At 66.2% G+C, this 19,190-nt stretch carries 20 protein-coding genes; 11 read left to right on the top strand and 9 right to left on the bottom strand.

Features of this window, described 5'->3' with window-relative positions:
* The first annotated feature begins 277 nt into the window (after nucleotides 1-277).
* The 8 genes from ACIUM1_RS18875 (at nucleotide 278) to ACIUM1_RS18840 (ending at nucleotide 6,426) form a co-directional block, all read left to right on the top strand.
* Nucleotides 278-796, top strand: a complete 519-nt coding sequence (locus ACIUM1_RS18875; RefSeq protein ID WP_406814133.1) for a carboxymuconolactone decarboxylase family protein — start codon at nucleotides 278-280, stop codon at nucleotides 794-796.
* A gap of 16 nt (nucleotides 797-812) precedes the next feature.
* The gene (locus ACIUM1_RS18870) at nucleotides 813-2,099 is read left to right on the top strand and encodes an aromatic ring-hydroxylating dioxygenase subunit alpha (protein WP_406814132.1); all 1,287 of its coding nucleotides are present in this window, start codon (nucleotides 813-815) and stop codon (nucleotides 2,097-2,099) included.
* On the top strand, nucleotides 2,083-2,406 hold the full coding sequence (locus ACIUM1_RS18865; protein ID WP_406814131.1) for a hypothetical protein: 324 nt from the start codon (nucleotides 2,083-2,085) through the stop codon (nucleotides 2,404-2,406). Before ACIUM1_RS18870 ends, ACIUM1_RS18865 begins: the two co-directional genes overlap by 17 nt.
* 3 nt (nucleotides 2,407-2,409) lie before the next feature.
* Nucleotides 2,410-3,624 (top strand): amidohydrolase family protein, encoded by a 1,215-nt coding sequence (locus ACIUM1_RS18860; protein WP_406814130.1) that lies wholly within the window; start codon nucleotides 2,410-2,412, stop codon nucleotides 3,622-3,624.
* Nucleotides 3,608-4,051: a nuclear transport factor 2 family protein gene (locus tag ACIUM1_RS18855; protein WP_406814129.1), complete on the top strand. Its 444-nt coding sequence runs from the start codon at nucleotides 3,608-3,610 to the stop codon at nucleotides 4,049-4,051. The genes ACIUM1_RS18860 and ACIUM1_RS18855 overlap by 17 nt, the downstream gene beginning before the upstream one ends.
* 17 nt (nucleotides 4,052-4,068) lie before the next feature.
* Complete coding sequence (locus ACIUM1_RS18850) at nucleotides 4,069-5,166, top strand: acyl-CoA dehydrogenase family protein (RefSeq protein WP_406814128.1); 1,098 nt, start codon at nucleotides 4,069-4,071, stop codon at nucleotides 5,164-5,166.
* Nucleotides 5,167-5,169: 3 nt separating this feature from the next.
* The gene (locus ACIUM1_RS18845; RefSeq protein ID WP_406814127.1) at nucleotides 5,170-6,000 is read left to right on the top strand and encodes an acyl-CoA dehydrogenase family protein; all 831 of its coding nucleotides are present in this window, start codon (nucleotides 5,170-5,172) and stop codon (nucleotides 5,998-6,000) included.
* A gap of 156 nt (nucleotides 6,001-6,156) precedes the next feature.
* A complete protein-coding gene (locus tag ACIUM1_RS18840) occupies nucleotides 6,157-6,426 on the top strand; it encodes a DUF4190 domain-containing protein (protein WP_406814126.1) in 270 nt (89 codons plus the stop codon).
* An 8-nt stretch (nucleotides 6,427-6,434) separates the two neighbouring features.
* On the opposite strand, the gene ACIUM1_RS18835 is transcribed toward ACIUM1_RS18840, so the two are convergent.
* On the bottom strand, nucleotides 6,435-7,610 hold the full coding sequence (locus ACIUM1_RS18835; protein ID WP_406814125.1) for an acyl-CoA dehydrogenase family protein: 1,176 nt from the start codon (nucleotides 7,608-7,610) through the stop codon (nucleotides 6,435-6,437).
* A 242-nt stretch (nucleotides 7,611-7,852) separates the two neighbouring features.
* On the opposite strand from ACIUM1_RS18835, the gene ACIUM1_RS18830 reads away from it, so the two are divergent.
* Both ACIUM1_RS18830 and ACIUM1_RS18825 read left to right on the top strand, forming a co-directional pair.
* Entirely contained in the window at nucleotides 7,853-8,503 is a 651-nt protein-coding gene (locus ACIUM1_RS18830; protein WP_406814124.1) for a TetR/AcrR family transcriptional regulator, read from the top strand.
* A 234-nt stretch (nucleotides 8,504-8,737) separates the two neighbouring features.
* On the top strand, nucleotides 8,738-9,586 hold the full coding sequence (locus ACIUM1_RS18825) for a mycofactocin-coupled SDR family oxidoreductase (protein ID WP_406814123.1): 849 nt from the start codon (nucleotides 8,738-8,740) through the stop codon (nucleotides 9,584-9,586).
* Between the two features lie 3 nt (nucleotides 9,587-9,589).
* Here the strand turns inward: ACIUM1_RS18825 and ACIUM1_RS18820 are convergent, their stop codons facing one another.
* Both ACIUM1_RS18820 and ACIUM1_RS18815 read right to left on the bottom strand, forming a co-directional pair.
* Nucleotides 9,590-10,006 (bottom strand): DUF5313 domain-containing protein, encoded by a 417-nt coding sequence (locus tag ACIUM1_RS18820; protein WP_406814122.1) that lies wholly within the window; start codon nucleotides 10,004-10,006, stop codon nucleotides 9,590-9,592.
* A gap of 20 nt (nucleotides 10,007-10,026) precedes the next feature.
* On the bottom strand, nucleotides 10,027-10,518 hold the full coding sequence (locus tag ACIUM1_RS18815) for a MarR family winged helix-turn-helix transcriptional regulator (protein WP_406814121.1): 492 nt from the start codon (nucleotides 10,516-10,518) through the stop codon (nucleotides 10,027-10,029).
* A gap of 86 nt (nucleotides 10,519-10,604) precedes the next feature.
* Here ACIUM1_RS18815 and ACIUM1_RS18810 point away from each other — a divergent pair, with 86 nt between their 5' ends.
* Nucleotides 10,605-11,444, top strand: a complete 840-nt coding sequence (locus ACIUM1_RS18810; protein WP_406814120.1) for an SDR family NAD(P)-dependent oxidoreductase — start codon at nucleotides 10,605-10,607, stop codon at nucleotides 11,442-11,444.
* Here ACIUM1_RS18810 and ACIUM1_RS18805 read toward each other — a convergent pair.
* From ACIUM1_RS18805 to ACIUM1_RS18780, 6 genes are read right to left on the bottom strand one after another with little or no spacing between them, the layout of a single operon-like run.
* A complete protein-coding gene (locus ACIUM1_RS18805) occupies nucleotides 11,441-12,250 on the bottom strand; it encodes an SDR family NAD(P)-dependent oxidoreductase (RefSeq protein WP_406814119.1) in 810 nt (269 codons plus the stop codon). The two genes, ACIUM1_RS18810 and ACIUM1_RS18805, sit on opposite strands and share 4 nt — an antisense overlap.
* Nucleotides 12,251-12,256: 6 nt before the next feature.
* On the bottom strand, nucleotides 12,257-14,686 hold the full coding sequence (locus ACIUM1_RS18800) for a CaiB/BaiF CoA transferase family protein (protein WP_406814118.1): 2,430 nt from the start codon (nucleotides 14,684-14,686) through the stop codon (nucleotides 12,257-12,259).
* Nucleotides 14,683-15,681, bottom strand: a complete 999-nt coding sequence (locus tag ACIUM1_RS18795; protein ID WP_406814117.1) for an enoyl-CoA hydratase/isomerase family protein — start codon at nucleotides 15,679-15,681, stop codon at nucleotides 14,683-14,685. Before ACIUM1_RS18795 ends, ACIUM1_RS18800 begins: the two co-directional genes overlap by 4 nt.
* 2 nt (nucleotides 15,682-15,683) lie before the next feature.
* A complete protein-coding gene (locus tag ACIUM1_RS18790) occupies nucleotides 15,684-16,811 on the bottom strand; it encodes a M24 family metallopeptidase (RefSeq protein WP_406814116.1) in 1,128 nt (375 codons plus the stop codon).
* Nucleotides 16,801-18,054, bottom strand: coding sequence for a M24 family metallopeptidase (locus ACIUM1_RS18785; RefSeq protein ID WP_406814115.1), 1,254 nt, complete (start codon nucleotides 18,052-18,054; stop codon nucleotides 16,801-16,803). Before ACIUM1_RS18785 ends, ACIUM1_RS18790 begins: the two co-directional genes overlap by 11 nt.
* The gene (locus ACIUM1_RS18780; RefSeq protein WP_406817743.1) at nucleotides 18,051-19,115 is read right to left on the bottom strand and encodes an amidohydrolase family protein; all 1,065 of its coding nucleotides are present in this window, start codon (nucleotides 19,113-19,115) and stop codon (nucleotides 18,051-18,053) included. The genes ACIUM1_RS18785 and ACIUM1_RS18780 overlap by 4 nt, the downstream gene beginning before the upstream one ends.
* Between the last annotated feature and the right edge of the window lie 75 nt (nucleotides 19,116-19,190).

Genomic DNA, 19,190 nt, shown 5'->3' with positions numbered 1-19,190 from the left:
ACGAGAATCAACATCCATCGGTTGCCGGGTGCGGCTACGGCCGTGTGACCAGCGCCGGGATGACCGGCGAATTTCCCGGCCCCAAGGGGCAATGCCGTAGGTAGAACGCGGCGTGACGCATCGCCCTGCGGACCCGGCGGAGTTTTGGGCCGGCGCGGGGCCGGGTACGCGGGCCGGCGGCCCGGGGGGACCCCGGCATTGACCCGACGCGCGTTTCGTGCCAGTCTGTTAGTTGCAAATGAGAATATGATTCTCTTTCACCGAGAGGGTACTGCTAATGCGCTTGCAGCCGCTCCCCGCGGACCAATGGGACGAGGCGACCCGGCAAGCTCTCTCGGCGATGCGCGGAGCGGACACCAACAACGCGCTTTCCACGCTGGCTCACCATCCGGCGCTGGCCAAGGCGTTCCTTCGGTTCAACGTCCACCTGTTGATGTCGTCCACCCTGCCGCCGCGCATCCGCGAGCTGGCCATCCTGCGGGTGGCGCATCGGCGGCAATGCGCCTACGAGTGGTCGCATCACGTGCGCATGGCCAAGGACGAGGGCATCACCGACGACCAGATCGCCGCGGTGCGGCGTGGTGCGGCCACCGACACGTTGGACCAAGCGGTGATCACCGGGGTCGACGAGCTCGACGAGAAGTCCGAGCTGTCCGACCAGACGTGGGCGGCGCTGGGCGAGCGCCTCAACGACCAGCAACGCATGGATTTCGTCTTCACGGTCGGCTGTTACGCCCTGCTGGCCATGGCCTTCAACACTTTCGGCATCGAGCCCGAACACGCCGAACAGCACTGACAAGAGGAGCAAGAAATTGCCGCACTTCCCCAAGCCAGCCGTCGGCAGCTGGACAGAAAATTACGAATTGGGCACCGCGCCGGTCGATTACACCGACTCGATCGACCCGGCGTTCTTCGAGGCCGAGCGCGAGGCGGTCTTCAAGAGGACTTGGCTGAACGTTGGGCGGGTTGAGCGACTCCCCCGCACCGGCAGCTACTTCACCAGGGAACTGCCCGCGGCCGGCAAGGGCACGTCGGTGATCATCACCAAGACCAGGGACGGATCCGTCAAGGCGTACCACAACGTCTGCCGGCATCGCGGAAACAAGCTGGTGTGGAACGACTTTCCCAACCAGGAGACGTCCGGCACCTGCCGGCAGTTCACCTGCAAGTACCACGCCTGGCGCTACAGCCTCGACGGTGACCTGACCTTCGTCCAGCAGGAAGAGGAATTCTTCCACCTGGACAAGAGCAACTTCGGCCTGGCGGCCGTCCGTTGCGAGGTGTGGGAGGGCTTCATCTTCATCAACTTCGACGACAACGCGGCGCCGCTCACCGATTACCTCGGGCCGCTGGCCAAGAGCATCGAGGGCTACCCCTTCGGCGAGATGACCGAGACCTACTCCTACCGGGCCGAGGTCGGCAGCAACTGGAAGCTGTTCATCGACGCGTTCGTCGAGTTCTACCACGCGCCGATCCTGCACCAGGGCCAATACACCAAGGAAGAAGCCGCCAAGATCCAGAAATTCGGCTACGAGGCCCTGCACTACGAGCTGGCCGGCCCGCACAACCTGCAGTCGACCTGGGGTGGCCAGGCACCGCCCCCGGACATGAGCATGGTCAAGCCGATGGACCAGGTGCTGCGCAGCGGGTTGTTCGGCCCGTGGGACAAACCGGAGATCATTCAGAATCTCGAGCTGCCGCCGGGTGTCAACGTGAAGCGGGTGCCGCAGTGGGGCATCGACTCGTGGCTCTTCTACCCGAACTTCATGCTGCTGATCTGGGAGCCGGGCTGGTACCTGACCTACCACTACTGGCCGACCGCGGTGGACAAGCACATCTTCGAATCGTCGCTGTATTTCGTGCCGCCGCGCAACGCGCGGGAGCGCCTGGCCCAGGAGTTGGCCGCGGTGACGTTCAAGGAGTACGCGCTGCAGGACGCCAACACCCTGGAGGCGACGCAGACCATGATCGGCACCCGGGCGGTCAAGGAGTTCTTGCTGTGCGACCAGGAAGTCTTGATCCGTCATCTGCACAAGACCACGAGCGACTACGTCGCGAAATGGGAGAAGGAGCACCAGCGCAATGCCGTTACCGTCTGAATTCGCAGCTCTGGAGCCGTTTTTGGATTGGGATCTGGCCACCGAGCCCGAGCGCTATGCCAAGCGGCTGGCCTCGACGATGGCCGAGATGCAGGCGTTCTACGACGTCGCCTTCCCCAAGCTGAACGATGTCATCGCATACTGCGATAAGTTCCCGTTGGACGACCTGCCGGATGACGCCAAGACGTTGATGCACATGATGCAGTCACTGGTCATGGTGTCCTTCCCGATCGAGGCGTGGAAACAACCGCGGGTGCCGGACAGCGGCGCGGCGTGGGTGGAAGTAATCCGGGAACCGGTGATTTGACCGGTGCTGACCCTCAAGGCCGCGGGGCTGCTCGACATCGACGCCGGTGAGATCCTTCGCCCCGGCATCCTGAAGGTCGAGGACGATCGGATCGTCGGCGTCGGGGGCGACCCCGAAGGCGACATCATCGATCTCGGCGACCAGATTCTGTTGCCGGGCCTGATGGACATGGAGGTCAACCTCCTGATGGGCGGCCGCGGGGAGACGCCCGGGCTGTCCCAGGTGCAGGATGACCCGCCGACGCGGGTGCTGCGCGCGGTCGGCAACGCCCGGCGCACACTGCGCGCCGGTTTCACCACCGTGCGCAACCTGGGCCTGTTCGTCAAGACGGGCGGCTACCTGCTCGACGTCGCCCTTGCCAAAGCCATCGATGCGGGGTGGATCGAGGGGCCCCGAATCGTCCCGGCCGGCCACGCCATCACGCCCACCGGCGGCCACCTGGACCCGACGATGTTCGCCGCCTTCATGCCAGGCGCACTCGAGCTCACGGTCGAAGAGGGCATCGCCAACGGAATCGACGAGATCCGCAAAGCGGTGCGATACCAGATCAAGCACGGCGCCGAGTTGATCAAGGTGTGTGTTTCCGGCGGCGTCATGTCGTTGACCGGTGAGGCTGGGGCGCAACATTATTCGGACGAAGAACTGCGCGCGATCGTCGACGAGGCGCACCGGCGCGGGCTGCGTGTCGCCGCACATACGCACGGCGCGGAAGCGGTCAAGCACGCGGTCGCATGCGGGATCGACTGCATCGAGCACGGCTTCCTGATGGACGACGAGGCCATCCAGATGCTGGTCGACAACGACCGGTTCCTGGTGACCACGCGCAGGCTCGCCCAGGCGATGGACGTGTCTCGTGCCCCTAAGGCTTTGCAGGACAAGGCCGCCGAGATGTTTCCGAGGGCGGAAACATCGATCAAGGCCGCCTACGAGGCCGGGGTGAAGATTGCGGTCGGCACGGATGCGCCGGCGATACCGCATGGCCGCAACGCCGACGAGCTCGTCACCCTGGTCGAGTGGGGGATGCCACCGCTGGCGGTGCTACGGGCGGCGACCATCACCGCGGCCGAGCTCATCGACTCGACCGACCGGGGGCGCCTCGCGACGGGCCAGCTCGCCGACATCATCGCGGTACCCGGAAACCCGTTGGACGACATCACCGTTACCCAACACGTCAGCTTCGTGATGAAAGGCGGCAAGGTCTATGCCAACAAGAACTGACGACCTGGTCGAGATCCAGCAGCTGCTCGCGCGCTACGCGGTGACCATCACGCAAGAAGACATCGAGGGCCTGGTCGCCGTCTTCACGCCCGACGGCACCTACAGCGCCTTCGGCGAAACCTACAGCCTGAGCCGATTCCCGGAATTGGTGGCCGCGGCCCCAAAGGGCTTGTTTCTCACCGGAACCGCGGTGGTCGAGTTGGACGGGAATGCGGCCAGCGGTACCCAGCCGCTGTGCTTCATCGACCACGCCACCCACGACATGCGGATCGGTTACTACCGCGACACCTACGTGCGAACCGGCGATGGGTGGCGGCTGAAGACCCGCGCCATGACCTTCATCCGCCGCAGCGGTGTGCACGATTCCGGACGCCCGCACGCCATCGGGCGTCCCGCCGGTGACTCTGCGGCCCAGGCAGCGACCTAAGGAGCCGACCAATCGAAGTGAATGTCGAGCAGTTCCGGGCCGACCTGCGCGCGTGGCTCGACGACAACGATCTGACCCCGGGTCCCGATCACTCGCTGCAGGGACACATGCGGCAGTTCGCCCGGGTCAGCCGTGCGCTCTACGACGCCGACTGGATGCGGTTCGGCTGGCCGGTCGAGGTGGGCGGACTGGGCGGCCCCGCGGTGCTCCGCGCGATCGTCGGCGAAGAGGTGGTGGGCCGCCGCCTGGCCGAACCCGGGCCTTATTCGATGCTCGAGGTGCTCGCGCCCACGATGATCGACTACGCGCCGGCAGAGCTGGCCAAAGAAATGGTGCCGCGCCTGCTCAGCGGCGAAGAGCAATGGTGTCAAGGCTTTTCCGAGCCGGGGTCGGGCAGCGATCTGGCATCGCTGACGACCCGGGCGGTCCAGGACGGCGATAACTGGATCGTCAACGGGCAAAAGGTGTGGACCAGTTTCGCGCAGTTCTCCACCCGGTGCGTTCTGCTCACCCGCACCGCTCCCGGACACGACGGGATCACCGCGTTCTTCGTCGACCTCGACACGCCGGGCATCACCATCCGTCCGCTGCGGACGATGCACGGCGTGGACGAATTCTGCGAGGTGTACTACGACGACGTGGTGGTGCCGGCCAGCCGGATGCTGGGGAAGCCCGGTGATGGTTGGCGACTGGCGATGGACCTGCTGCCCTTTGAGCGTTCCGCCTGCTTCTGGCAGCGAATCGCCTACCTCTATTCACGTTTCGACGATCTGATCAGCACGGCAACCGAAGCCGGCCACCCCGACGAAACCGCGCTCGGCGCAGCTTATCTCGCGCTGCATACGCTGCGCTGCCGGTCGCGTGCCACTCAGCACCGGATGCGCGACGGGGAGCGACTGGGACCTGACACCTCCATCGACAAGGTGCTGCTGGCCTCCGCGGAACAGCGGCTCTACGACACGGTCCGCGATGTGTTGCCCGGGACGCTCGAGCTCGAAGACACACCGTGGCGTTCGGAATACCTGTACTCACGCGCCGCGACCATCTACGGCGGCACCGCAGAGATTCAGCGCAACATCATCGCCCGCCGGCTACTCGACCTCGGGAAGGAGTGAACCGTGGCGCCTTCGGCAGACACCGAGTCAGACGCTGGATCGCTGCGCCTGCTGGCGGAATCGCTGCGGACGACGATGAGCGCCGCCTCCGGGGCCAAGCTGGACGCGGCGCTGACCGACCTCGGCTGGCGCGACATGCTCGACGAAATGCCCGATTTCGCAATCCCTCTGGTGTTCAAGCTGCTCGGTGAGACCGGCGCGCACGCGCCAGTGCTCAACGACGTGGTGCGGTGCGCGGCGGGTGACGCGGCCGGCGGCACGCGTGCGCTGCCCTTCACCGGCGGCTCCTGGGTGCTGTGGGAGCGCCACGACCATGCCGACTCGGCGATCGACGAACTGCTGCCGATACATTCTGTGCCGCACGATGATCCCTTGCCATCAGCCGCCCTGCACGCGGGGTGGCGAGCCCTGGGGTGGTGGCTGGTCGGCACCAGCCGCGCCATGCTGTCACTGGCCCGTCAGCACGCCGTGGACCGCGTTCAGTTCGGCCGTCACATCAGCTCGTTTCAGGCGATCCGGCACCGGCTGGCCGAGACGCTCGTCGCGATCGAGGGCGCCGAGGCCGCACTGCAGGCCGCGATGGAATGCGACGACCCGCAGGGACTGGCTTCCCTGCTGGCCAAGGCCGCGGCCGGTCAGGCCGCGCTGACCTCGGCTCGGCACTGCCAGCAGGTGCTCGGCGGCATCGGCTTCACCGCCGAGCATCCGCTGCACCACCACATCAAGCGGTCGCTGATTCTCGACGGTTTGCTGGGCAGCTCCCGAGAGCTGACCCGTCAAGCCGGAAAAGCCGTGGTGGCGGCCGGATCTGCGCCACGGCTCGCGCAGCTGTAGCGGTCGGGCCCCGCGCGGGCAGCACCCTGGATCGTGAAACGCTCCGCCACTGCGACAGCCGTACGCCCTATTCCTTGTCCCGTGGCCGCAGCTCGGAGCAGACTGGGCGCGGCGGCCAACCGGCGCCGGCCGTCAGCCCCAGGAGGTTGGGACGCAATGAGTCACCCCGACGCACCCCAGAACCAGTTCGGCGTGGCCTCGGTACTGCTGGGCCTGGTCGGACTCCTCACCTGCTGGTTGCTGCTCGGCGTGCCCTTTGGCATCGCGGCCGTGGTGACCGGCGACGTCGCCCGGCGACGGGTTGCCCGCGGGGAGGCGAACAATCCCCGCGCCGCGGCGGCCGGAATGGTCTTAGGCGCCATCGCGATAGCGGCGGGTCTCGTCGCCATCGGCTACTACGCGCAGCTGGACGCCCGGAACCACTGAGGCCCAGATCAATTGCGCGGCAGCCCGAGAACGCGTTCAGCGATGATGTTGCGCTGGATCTCCGAGGTACCGCCGGCGATGGTGGCGGCGAAGGTCCGGGTGTAGCGGTCGAACCAGCTGCCGTAGTGGCTGTCCAGGTTGAGCGGTGCGAACGGCGCCGTGAGCGCACGCAATGCCAGTCCGTCGCCGTCTTTGGCGTTGAGGGCGTCCTCACTGGCGCGTTGCATCGCCTCCGAGCCGAGCAGCTTGAGCACCGACTGAGCGGGGACGTCCTCCTCGCCGCGCGCGGCTTTGGCCAGCGTCGCCGACCCCAGCAGCCGCATCGCAAAGAAGTCCATCACCAGCGTCGCGTAGCGGTCCCGCTGCACCGGCCCGGAAGGGCGGGACTCGACGCTCAACGCGTGCAACATGTCCGCGTAATCCAGCCACAGCATCGCGCGTTCGTGGCCCAGCGAACCCGTCGCGACGCGCCAGCCCGCGTTGACCTCGCCCACCAAGTTCTCCGCCGGCACCCGTGCGTCGGTGAAGAAGACCTCGTTGAAGTCGACGTCTTCGATGTCGCCCACCGAGGCGAACGGGCGGCGGACCACACCGGGGGTGTCGGTCGGAATCAGTAAAGCACTGATGCCCTTGTGTTTTGGCGCGTCTGGGTCGGTGCGCACGAACGTGAGCAACACATCGGCGTGATGGGCGCCCGACGTCCACACCTTCTGCCCGTTGACGACGAAGTGGTCGCCGTCAAGCACTGCGCGCGTCTTCAGCGACGCAAGGTCCGAGCCCGCGCCGGGCTCGCTCATCCCCAGCGACGCGGTGATCTCCGCGCGCAGGATCGGTATCGCCCAGCGCTGCTTTTGTTCGGGCGTGCCGAACGACAGCAATGACGCGGCGATGATGCCGACACCCTGCGGGTTGAAACTCTGATAGATGCGCCGTCGCGACAGCTCCTCTTGGTACACGTATTGCTGCAACAGGGTGGCGTTGCGCCCGCCGAACTCCGGCGGGTTGCCCGGCTGCAGCCATCCGCTGTCAAACAGCAGGCGCTGCCATCGGCGGGCCCACTCCGGGATGTCCGAACTCGACCGGGGCCGCACCAACGCCTCCGCCTCGGAAGGCAGGTGCGCGTCCAGGAAAGCCACGAATTCGGCTCGAAATGCCTCCACGTCGGCGTCAAACGTCAGTTGCACAGCACTTCCCGGGGTGGTCCTGAGCACCCCGGGCCGCCGGTAGATCGAGGTTTCCGCCGACGACGGGGTTCGCTCTTGCGATTATGCTTCCATACACACGTCTAAGAGAATAGTATTCTCGCGGTAAGAAAGTTACAATCTCCGACACGTGATCCGTGAGGGGGTCGAGCGCAGCGATGTCACGGCGTTCTCCGGTAGAGTCCAACCATGTTCTCCCCTCGCGGCAATCGCCTGAGCCGGCCGTGACCAATCCGAGCGAAGAGCCGGCCTGGAAGCAGCGTGCCGTCGAGCGGTCCATCAAGACGGCGAAACTGCGCGCGGCTCAGCGTGTTCAGCGCTTCCTCGACGCGGCCCAGGCCATCATCATCGAAAAGGGCAGCACGGACTTTACCGTGCAGGAGGTCGTGGACCGCTCCCGCCAGTCGCTGCGCAGCTTCTACCTGCAGTTCGACGGCAAGCACGAGTTGTTGCTGGCGCTCTTCGAGGACGCCCTGAGCCGATCGGCCGACCAGATCCGCGCGGCCACCGAGAGCCACACCGATCCGCTGGAACGGCTACAGGTCGCCGTTCAGCTTCTGTACGAAGCGTCGCGCCCGGATCCGACGGCCAAGCGTCCGCTGTTCACCGACTTTGCTCCCAGGTTGCTGGTGACGCATCCGGCCGAGGTCAAAGTCGCCCATGCACCGCTGCTTGCCTTGCTGACGGAACTAATGGAAGCGGCCCACGACGCCGGCGTGTTGCGCAGCACCATCAATCCCAAGCGGGTGGCCGCCATGACCATGCAAACGGTCATGTTCATCGCGCAATCCAGCGGCGGGCCCGACGAGGCGACCACCCATCCCATCACCGCCGAAGAGGTGTGGGATTTCTGCTCACGCGGATTCGTCGCCTAGCCACCGAGCCCGCCTCGCTCCACCCCATCTCACGACGAGCCATAGCGAACGCCGTTTGCCGATGAGAATGCGATTCTCTAATAACTAGAACCACAAATAGCCAAAACGGATTCGTCATTGACACCCGTGACGGCGCAATGACAGAGTTTAGGGGCGGCAAGGTCCGCAGACCGCGAACGCGGTTGCTCTGCGCTGCGGCATGCCGATCAGATCAAGTCAGGAGTTGAGGTAGCCATGACCGGACGTGTTGAGGGCAAAGTCGCTTTCGTCACCGGAGCGGCACGCGGTCAGGGCCGCAGCCATGCGGTGCGGTTGGCCCAGGAGGGTGCCGACATCATCGCTGTCGACATCTGCAAGCCGATTCGCGAGGGCGTGCTGGACACCGCGATCCCGGCGTCGACACCCGAAGACCTCGCGGAGACGGCCGACCTGGTCAAGGGGCACAACCGCCGGATCTTCACGGCCGAAGTCGATGTGCGCGACTTTGACGCACTCAAGGCGGCGGTGGACAACGGCGTCGAGCAACTCGGCCGGCTCGACATCATCGTGGCCAACGCCGGAATCGGCAACGGCGGCGAAACTTTGGACAAAACCAGTGAAGAAGACTGGACCGAGATGATCGACATCAACCTGGCCGGGGTATGGAAAACCGTCAAAGCCGGTGTGCCGCATCTGATCGCCGGCGGTAACGGCGGTTCGATCATCCTGACCAGCTCGGTGGGCGGGCTCAAGGCCTATCCCCACACCGGCCACTACGTCGCGGCCAAGCACGGCGTCGTCGGGCTGATGCGCGCCTTCGGAGTCGAACTGGGACAGCACATGATTCGCGTCAACTCGGTGCACCCGACCCACGTCAAGACGCCGATGCTGCACAACGAAGGCACCTTCAAGATGTTCCGCCCGGACCTGGAAAACCCGGGCCCCGACGACATGGCGCCGATCTGCCAGCTGTTCCACACGCTGCCGATCCCGTGGGTGGAGCCCATCGACATCAGCAACGCGGTGCTGTTCTTCGCCTCGGACGAAGCCCGCTACATCACCGGCGTTACCCTGCCCATCGATGCGGGCAGCTGCCTGAAGTAGCCCCTAGAAGGGGCTGCTGTTGGACTGCCATTCGGCAGATTCGGGTCGCGGCCCGTAGCGGCGGGCATAGTCCTCGTGCATCCGTGCCTGTTTGCGGCGGGCGATCACGTCGACCAGGTTCGGGTCCAGTCCGTGGACCGCCAGCCGGTGGCGGCGCCAGACCTTGTTCAGGGCAAGGGTTATCAGCAGCGCCCAGATGTAGAGCGGCGCCGTCATCTCGGTGTGCACGTACAGCGAGGCGGGCAACAGCCAGAACGGCGCAAGGACCAGCAGGGGCGGTATCGCCCACCTGATCATGTGCCGGCGGACGGCTCCCTCCCCGGCAAGATCGCGCGCCACCCAGGTGCGCATCGAGTCGGGCAGTCGCCGACCGTAGGAATAGCCGATCCGCTGCCAGAGATTGGGTTTCGCGTCGGTCATGGTGGGTCCTCCGGGTGATGTCAGGATTGCAATGCGCCGGCCGCCACGGCGGCGGCATTGATGCGGGTGAGGACCTGATGCAGGTTCTCGAGTTCGGCCAGCTCGACCCCCAGGCGGGCCACGACGGCGGGCGGTATTCCAACTGCCCGCTCCCGCAGAGCGATTCCGCGTTCGGTGAGCATCACGTCGGTGGTGCGCTCATCGGCCGCATTCTTGGCACGGGTGATCAGCCCCTGCCCCTCCAACCGCTTGAGCATGGGCGACAGCGTGGCGGAATCCATTTGCAACGCGGTGGCGATCTGCTTGACCGACAACGGGAACTGTTCGGCCGCAGGGGTCTTGCGGTGATCCCACAGTGCCAGCATCACCAGGTATTGCGGATGAGTCAGGCCGAGCGGCTCCAACAGGGGCCGGTACACCGCCAAGACCGCCCGATTGGTCGTCGCCAGCGCGAAGCACACCTGGTGTTCGAGGGCGAGGGGGTCGATCTCGCGTGCGGTCGGCGCGGCCATACTTACATAGTGCCCTAATAATTAGCGCGCTACCGACATGATGTCTCTCACACGGTCCGTCGCGTGGGGTAATACCCTCGGAATCCATGGACGGATTCCAAGGTCGCGGCGCAGTCATCACCGGCGGGGCGAGCGGCATCGGGTTGGCCACCGCCACCGAGTTCGGCCGCCGCGGCGCCCGCCTGGTGCTGGCCGACGTCGATGAGTCCGCGCTGCGGCGCGCCGTGGCGCACCTGCAAGCCCAGGGGTTCGACGCGCACGGGGTCACATGCGACGTGCGGCACCTCGACCAGATGGTTCACCTCGCCGATGAGGCGTTTCGCCTACTCGGTCAGGTCGACATCGTGTTCAGCAACGCCGGCATTGTTGTCGCCGGTCCGCTCGCGGCGATGACCCACGAGGACTGGCGCTGGGTGATCGACATCGACCTGTGGGGTTCGATCCATGCCGTCGAGTCGTTCGTGCCGAGGTTGATCGAGCAGGACAAGGGCGGCCACATCGCCTTCACCGCCTCCTTTGCCGGGCTGGTGCCCAACGCCGGTCTCGGGGCATACGGCGTTGCCAAGTATGGCGTCGTCGGACTGGCTGAGACGCTGGCTCGCGAGCTCAAGGACAACGGCATCGGCGTCTCGGTGCTCTGCCCGATGGTCATCGAGACGGGATTGGTGGCGAACTCGGAACGAATTCGCGGTGCGGATGACGGGCTCGCCGCGGCGCCGGACCTGACGAGTGGATTCGGAGCGCTCCCTCCGACGCAGGACGACACCGTGTCGGTAGAGGACGTGGCGCGGCTCACCGCTGACGCGATTGTGGCCAACCGCTTGTACATCCTGCCGCACGAGGCGGCCCGGGCCTCGGTCAGGCGCAGGTTTGAGCGCATCGATCGCACCTTCGACGACCAGGCCGCCGAAGGGTGGAAACACTAACCGGACGGGCCCAGCCGATAGGCCCCGGTCTGCGGGTCGTGATACCAGCCGCCCGCGGCGTGGGTGCCGCCGTCGACATGTAGCGTCTGACCGGTGAGATAGAGCGACATGTCGGAAGCCAGAAAGACTGCGGTGCCGGCGATTTCGTCGACGTGGCCGGGACGTCCCAGCGGCACGATATTGCCCATGGCTGTCGTTGCGGCGTCGCCGTTGAGCGCGGCCAGTCCTTCGGTGAGGGTGATGTCGGGCGCTATCGCGTTGACCCGGATGCCGTAAGACGCCAACTCCAGCGCCGCGGTTTTGGTGTAGTTGATGACGCCGGCCTTGGCCGCCGCGTAGGCCGCGTAGCCGGGCGCGGCGCGCACTCCCTCGATGGACGTCACCGAGATGATGCTGCCGCCGACGCCGGCGGTTGCCAACTGCCGGGCCACCCGCTGGGTGCAGAGCAGCACGTGCCGCAGGTTCGCCTTATACAATGCGTCCCAACCGTTTTCGCTGGTCTCCAGCAGCGGTGACGAGAACACACCGCCGGCATTGTTGACCAGGATGGTGGGCATGCCGAGTTCGGTGGTGGTCCGCTGCTGCGCGGCATCGACCTGCTCGCTGTCCCGGACGTCGGTGACAATCCCCAGAGCGCCGATGGATTCGGCTGCCTGCACGCAGGTCTGCGGGTCGCGCTCCCAGATCGCCACCCGGGCACCGAATGCCGCCAGCCCGGCCGCGATGCCGCGCCCGATGCCCGCTCCCCCACCGGTCACCACCGCGACGCGGTCGGTGAGCAGAATATTCGAGGGATCGATGGCCATGGCCGATCAGCCCCTCGCGCGCATGGCCGGCGCGCTGCCGATCACGCCGTCGGCTTCCAGGCCGGCGATCTGCGATTCGGACAAGCCCAGCCCCGAGAGCAGTTCACGGTTGTGCTGGCCCAGCAGCGGCGCATGCTCGGTGTGGAATTTGTGCGGTCCGGCGGAGAACCTTATCGGCACGGTGCTGAGCCTAGCCGGACCATTAACCGGATGATCGACTGTTTCGAAGAAATCCCGGAACGCCAACTGTTCCAGCTCGGGCTGACGGTGCGGCTGCATGACTTTGGCCACCGGCACGCCGGCGTCCCACAGGATCGCGACGATTTCGTCGCGGCTGCGCTGCTGGCACCAGGCAGCGAGCCGCTCATCGATGGCATCCTGGTGCGTGCGCCGGCCGGCCTCGGTCGAGAGCTCGGGATCGGTTGCCCAGGAGGGCGATCCGAGGGCACGGCCCAGCCTGTCCCACTGGTCGTCGGTGGCCACCGCGATGGCCACCCAGCTGTCGAGCCGGCCGAATTCGTCGATGTCGGCGCTGAGGTAGAGGTTCTGCGGCGCGGCGGTCGGCCCGCGGTTGCCGGCGCGCTGAAGCAGGGACCCGTAGGCCGTGTACTCGATCACCTGCTCGGCGGCGATGCTCAGCGCGGCGTCGACCATTGCCGCCTCGACGAACACGCCTTCGCCGGTGCGGCGCCGGTGCTCGAGCGCGAGCAGTATCGCGTTGAGTGCGTGCACACCCGCATTGGGATCGCCGATCGAGTAGGGGTCATACGGCGTGCGATCCGGGTAGCCGGTGAGCCAACTCACGCCAGACGCGGCTTCGATGACGTAGGCGAACGCCGGGTTGTCGCGCCACGGGCCTTCGAGGCCGAAGCCGGGCATCCGCACCAGCACGGTGTCGGTCCGGATGGATTGCACGGTAGCGAAATCCAGGCCGATCTGGTCCAGCACTCGTGGCGTGAAGTTCTCCACGATCACATCGCACGTCGCAATGAGCTCACGCAGCAATTCCCGGCCGCGCGGACTCTGCAGGTCCAGGGTCAGGCCCTTCTTGTTGGTGTTGAGCGCCTCGAAAATCGGCGACTTCTCCCACCACTGGTCCTCGGTGATCGGTATGCCGGCGATCATCCGAGTGCCATCCGGGCGGCGGTTGGATTCAACATGGATGACCTCGGCCCCGAGCAAGGCCAGCGCGTGGGTACAGCATGGGCCCGCCCAGAACGTCGTCATGTCCAGCACTCGAATACCCTTGAGCGGCAACCCTTTCGCCACCCCCGTTGGCGCCGGCCGCGCCGGCAGGTCCGCCGCGCGGTAGTGCTCGGTGTGTTCGCCGAGCCGCGGCGCCGGCTGCGGCGGGCGTAATTGTGCGGGCCGCATCCGATACGGATGACTCGGCTGCTGGAAGCCGTCGCGCGGATTGCGCACAAATGAATCGCGCTTTACGAACTGATCGAAAGACGTCACGTTGGCGCCGTTGGCGACCGGCGCGTTGGGGATGCGGAAAGCCGAGGCGAGTTCCCGGATTTCGTCGACCGGGGTGCCGGCCACCCACGCGAAGATCTCCTCGGCGTGGATGTTGGCCTGCTCGGTGATGGACAGCGGTGATTCCTCGTCGATCCACTCTGGGTGGCCCACCATCGCGCATAGGTCGAACCACTGCTGCGCGGTCCCGCAGCCGAGATCCACCAGGCCGTCCTTGGCCTGCGCCACCCCGGGAATCGTCGGCCGCCGCATGTCCCGCCACGGCCGTCCGAGCACCTCGAAGTAGGAGACCGGGTGATAGGTGAGGCACAGAATCTGGGTCTCGAGCATCGACAGGTCCAGCAGTTCGCCCGCGCCGCCGTCGATTCGGCGCCAGCGGGAGGCCAAGGTGGCCACACTGGCGTAGACGCCGGCCAGGTACTCGCCGACCTGACCGCCGACGAAAACGGGCGGGCGTTCCTGCTCGCCGCGGCCGAGCCCGACGATCCCGCCCGACCAAGCCTGCAGGGTGAACTCGGTCGCCGCCCGGTCTCGCCAGGGACCGTCCAACCCGAACGGCGTGATCGAGGTGACGGTGAGATGCGGGTGGCGGCCGTGGATGGCGTGCGGCGTGAAGTCCGGGTGCTCGGCCAAATTCGATCCGGCCGACCACACCACCGCGTCCGCGGCTGCCAGCAGCCGGTTCACCAGCTCGATGTCGGCGTCGCTGTTGGGATCGGCGACGACGCTGTGTTTCGCCCCGGCCAGGAAGCTGAACAGGGCGCCGTCAGCGCCGGCCGAGAGGGCGGCGCCCGATGCCGACCACCGGCGCAGCGGATCACCCTGCGGTGGTTCGACTTTCACGACGTCGGCGCCGCCGTCGGCCAGCAACTTGCTGCAGTAGGCCCCGCCGAGGCCGGTGGAGAGGTCGATGACCCTATAGCCGCCCAGTGGCGGTTCGACGCGCGGCTGCGTCACTGTTTCTTTCTCTTCGCTTTGCCGCCCTTGCCGGCGGGCGCCTTCTTCCGGGCTTTCTTGCTCAGCCGCCATTCGGCGGGAAACTTGTCATCGTTGTCCTTGACCGCATCACCCAGACCCCGCTTCATCGCGTCATCGAGCATCAGCTCGTCACCGACATCCGGGCGGACGTGGGAGCCCATCGACTCGAAGACGCCGCTGAGCATGCTGCCCAGGTATTCACCCTGGAACTGCTTCATGATCTCGAAGAAGATCTTCTGCATGAACACCGTGTCGGTGGGGCGGTTACTGGCGCAGGCCAGCGCGTATTTCTCCACCTCCGCCTCGAGTTCGCCCCGCGGTACCACGCTGTTGAGGAAGTTGCAGTCATACATCTCGGCGGCGGTGAAAGCCCTTCCGGTGAACACCATTTCCTGAAACTTGCGGATGCCCATGGTCTGTGCCCACCACCACATGCGGGGACCCCAGCCGTAGTAGCGGAACGACGGATGCCCAAACAGGGCGTCGTCGCTGGAGATGACCAGATCGGCGTCCGCGGCCTGGTAGAAATGCCAGCCGTAGCAGTAGCCCTTGGCCTCGAGAATGCTGATCTTCTTGAAGTCCTGCAGGCCGCGAATGCCCGAGTTCGGGTTGGCGTACCACTGCCCCAGGGCGGCGCCGTTGCGAAACGAACCCTGCGGCGGATATCGAACCTCGTCGGCGCCGATCCGGTACTCGGCGAGCCGCGGGCCCTGGTCCGCCGCGTCACGTACCCGCATCACCTCGGTCAGGTCCGCGCCCGAACCAACGTCGTCGCCGGCGCCGCGGACCACCAGAACCTTGACGTCGTCGTCAACGCCGGCTTGGTGCAACAGGTCCGCATAGCGCAGGCGTGCGGCGATCGTCGGCGCGTTGAGATAGTCCGGCCGGTCGAACGTGATCGTTGCGATCCGCGTCCTGGCGTCTTTGTGGTACCGGATGATCTCTTCGGCCGCCGGTTCGGAGGGACCCGGCATGGCTAGGGCTGCCAGAACGGGCTCGCGGTAAGCACCTCGGCGCCGTCCGCGGTGATCAGCACCGCTTCTCGCCCGAATACCGCGCCGACTCCTTCTTGCCACACGTATCCCGTGACGGCCAGCACCATTCCCGGCTCGAGACGTTCGTCGGTCGCGGTCGCGGGCAGGTGTTTGGAGACGACGGGTGGGTCAAACCCCATGCCCAGACCGCGGGCCACCGGCATCGGCGGGTCGGGCTCGCCCGCGGCCCGGTAGGCGCTGAGCAGTTCGCTCGCGCCCGCGCCGGGCCGGCAGGCGGCGATCAGCTTGTCCCACAGACGTTCCCAGCGCCCGTGCAGGGCAGCCGCGCCGCCGGCCGCGTGCCGGTCATCGGCGGGCCAGGTCCGGCCCACCTCGCCGACGTAGCCTCCCGCCAACACTCCGGCGGAGAACGCCACCAGATCGCCGTCCTGAATACGGCCATCACCGTCGGCGCGCCGCCAGGGGTGCGTGCGCGAAGTCACCCATGCGACATCTTGATTCGACGGGGTGCTCACCCCACCAGCCGCCGATGCCTCCAGCAACACGCCGGCCAGCGCCTGCTCGGTGACCCCCGGCCGCAATTCGGAGATCGCGGCCGCCAGCGCCGACTCGGCCACCGCAACGGCCTCCCGCAGCGCGGCGATCTCCTCGTCCGTCTTGATGCGGCGCGCGGCCCGCATGGCAAGCTCGCCGTCGACCAGCTCCGCATTCGGGAAGGCTGTCGGCAGGAGTTGTGCGAAAACCGGTGAAAGCGCGTCGGTTCCGACGCGTCGCGCGGTCGCCGCCCCGTCGATACGCTGCAGGGCGGACATCGTGTTCATCGGGTTCCACGAGATGCCGTAGAGGTTCTCGTGGGGGATGTCCTCGGGAACACCCTCGTCCCAGGTGCTCAGGAGGTACACGGCGCCGGTCTCGCGCACCAGCACGCAGGTCGGGCCGAACGGTCGGGTGCCCGCGACCCATAGTTGCGGTGCCCCGGTGACGTAACGGACATTGGCTTGCCGGCCCAGGACCAGGATGTCGAGATCGTGTGCCGCCATCTGGGCCAGCGCTCGCTCGCGGCGACCCGAACGCAGCGTGCGTTCGTCAGGGCAAACGTCAACTGACATGGGAGCCATACGGGTCGTAGGGGTAGTCGGTCAAGCGGATCCAGCCTTCCTCGGTAATCACCAGGACCTCTTCGCTGCGGTAGCCGCCGGTGCCGTCCTCCCACACCACGGGTTCCAACACCAGCACCATCCCTGCTTGAAGGACGAAGTTCTCATCGAACTCTTGCCCGAGATCGGTTCCGATCATTGGCATTTCGGCGGCGTTGACACCGATGCCGTGGCCGAGGTAGAAGTGCGGCAGCCACGGCCGGGTGCCGCCGTTGGCCTTGATGGCAGCCCGGCCCAGATCCGCCGCCGTGGCTCCGGCCTTGGCGACACCCAGAACTGCGCTCATGATCTCGAACCATTTGTCGAACTGTGCCTGTTGCCGCGGCGACGGGTCCCGTCCGACGATCCAGGTGCGCCCGAAGTCGGAGCAGTAGCCCTGATAGGTGATGCTGGCGTCGGTCCACAGCACATCACCCTCGGCCAATTCGCGCTCGGTGGTCAGCAGCGGCAACGCCAGATCGCCGTGCGTGGTCCACACTCCCTCCGCCTTGCTCGGCGGCATCACCTGCCAGATCGGCTCGAGCATGCTGGCCGTGGCACCGAGCTCGAAGGCGCGGCGCAAAAAGATTGCCGACAAATCGATCTGACGTACGCCGGGGGCCAGGCGCTTCTGCACCTCGACCATCGCCTCGTCGGTGATGCGGATCGCGGTGCGCATGCAGGACAGCTCGTCCGGCGTCTTCACCGACTTAGCGGCGCCGACGATGGCCGCGGCGTCAACGGGCGCACCGCCCGGGAACAGCAGCTTCGCGGCGCGCGACATGGCGCCGGTGAGCTCGTCAACCGCCACTACCGCTTTGGCCGGAATCAGGTCGGCCAGCAGCCGCGCGAAATGCCCTACGCCCTCGTCGAATTCGAGATAGACGGGTCCGTGCAAGTGATCGGCGGGCAGGTCCGACTCGTGCGAGGCGCCCTCACGGAAGGGCAGGAACAGGTGCGGCCACTCGTCGTCGGCGAGCACCACGGCGACCGGCCGTTCCACGTAGGACAATCCGGCGTCACCGAGTGGCCAGCTGGCGCCGGTGGCATAGACCACCGCGTTGTTGCCCAGCAGGATCATCGCGTCGACACCGCGTTCGCTCATTGCCGAGCGCAGCCGGGTGCCGGTCTCGCGGCGCAGGCGGCCCAGGTCGGCTGTTTCGGGGATCACCAGCCGGTTACCGGTGTTGGTGCCCGGTTGCGCGAACGTCGTCACTGCAGACCCAGGAATTTCGTGATGTTGTCACTGACGATCTTCACCCCGTTCTCCGGGCCCACCGCGTCGACAACGGCTTTCAGGGACTTCTCCGAGTAGCCGTAGGTGCTTTCGTTGTGCGGATAGTCGCTGGACCACATCACCTTGTCCACCCCGATCTGGTCGATCAGCTGCAGGCCCAGCGGGTCGACCATGAACGACGCGCTCATGTGGGTGTCCCAGTAATAGCGCGGTTCGTGCTCGAGGGCCCGGTTGAACATGTGCTGGTATGACCCCATCAGGTGCTCGGCGTCCTGCAACGCCCAAGGTACCCAGGCGATCCCGCCTTCGAACCAGCCGATTCGCAGCCCGGGATGATCATCGAGAATTCCGGTGAAGAGGTACTTGGCGAACTGCTCGCGGAAGCCGTCGATGTTGATCATCATGCCGACCACCACGCTGTTGAACTGGCATGGGGTCTTCGGCGGCGTCTCCCCGATGTGGTGGGTCACCGGAAGACCGGCGGCCTCGATCTCATCCCAGACCGGCTTCATTGCGGTGCTGCCGTAGTCGATGATGTTGCCGTCGTCATCCTTGCCGGGGTTGAGCGGCAGCAGGAAGGTCTTGAGCCCCAACGACTTCAATTCGTCCAAAGTCTTCCTGGTGCCCTGCGGGTCCCACCAGTTGATCAGCCCGGCGCCGTAGAAGTGGCCGTTCGAGCGCTCCTGCAACTCGGCGATGTATTCGTTGTAGATGCGGAACGCCAGCTCGCGCAGCTGTTTGTCCGGATAGTGAAACAGCGCCAGCACCGCGTTGGGAAACGCCAGCTCCTTATCGACGCCGTCGTCGTGCAGTTCCTGGATCCGGGCCTCGATGTTGGTGCTCGCGGCGCCGGGCAGGTCGTCGTACTGCATCAACACGGCGCTGAAGTCACCCGGCAGGAACGACTGTCCCTTGCGTCCGACTTGGTAGGCACCGTCCTCATACCAGATCCGCGGCGCCTTATCCTTCAGGTCGTCCGGAAAGCGTTGATAGAAGATGTCGTCCGCGAGCGAGATGTGGTTGTCCGCCGAGAAGACCACGGTCCCCGGCGGCAAACCGACGTCGCTGCCCGCGGCGTGGCCACGCCGATCCTTGGGAGCGCCATAACCTCCGGG

The sequence above is a fragment of the Mycobacterium sp. M23085 genome (assembly GCF_045343915.1).
GTDB lineage: Bacteria > Actinomycetota > Actinomycetes > Mycobacteriales > Mycobacteriaceae > Mycobacterium.
This window is presented reverse-complemented; position numbering and strand designations above follow the sequence as displayed.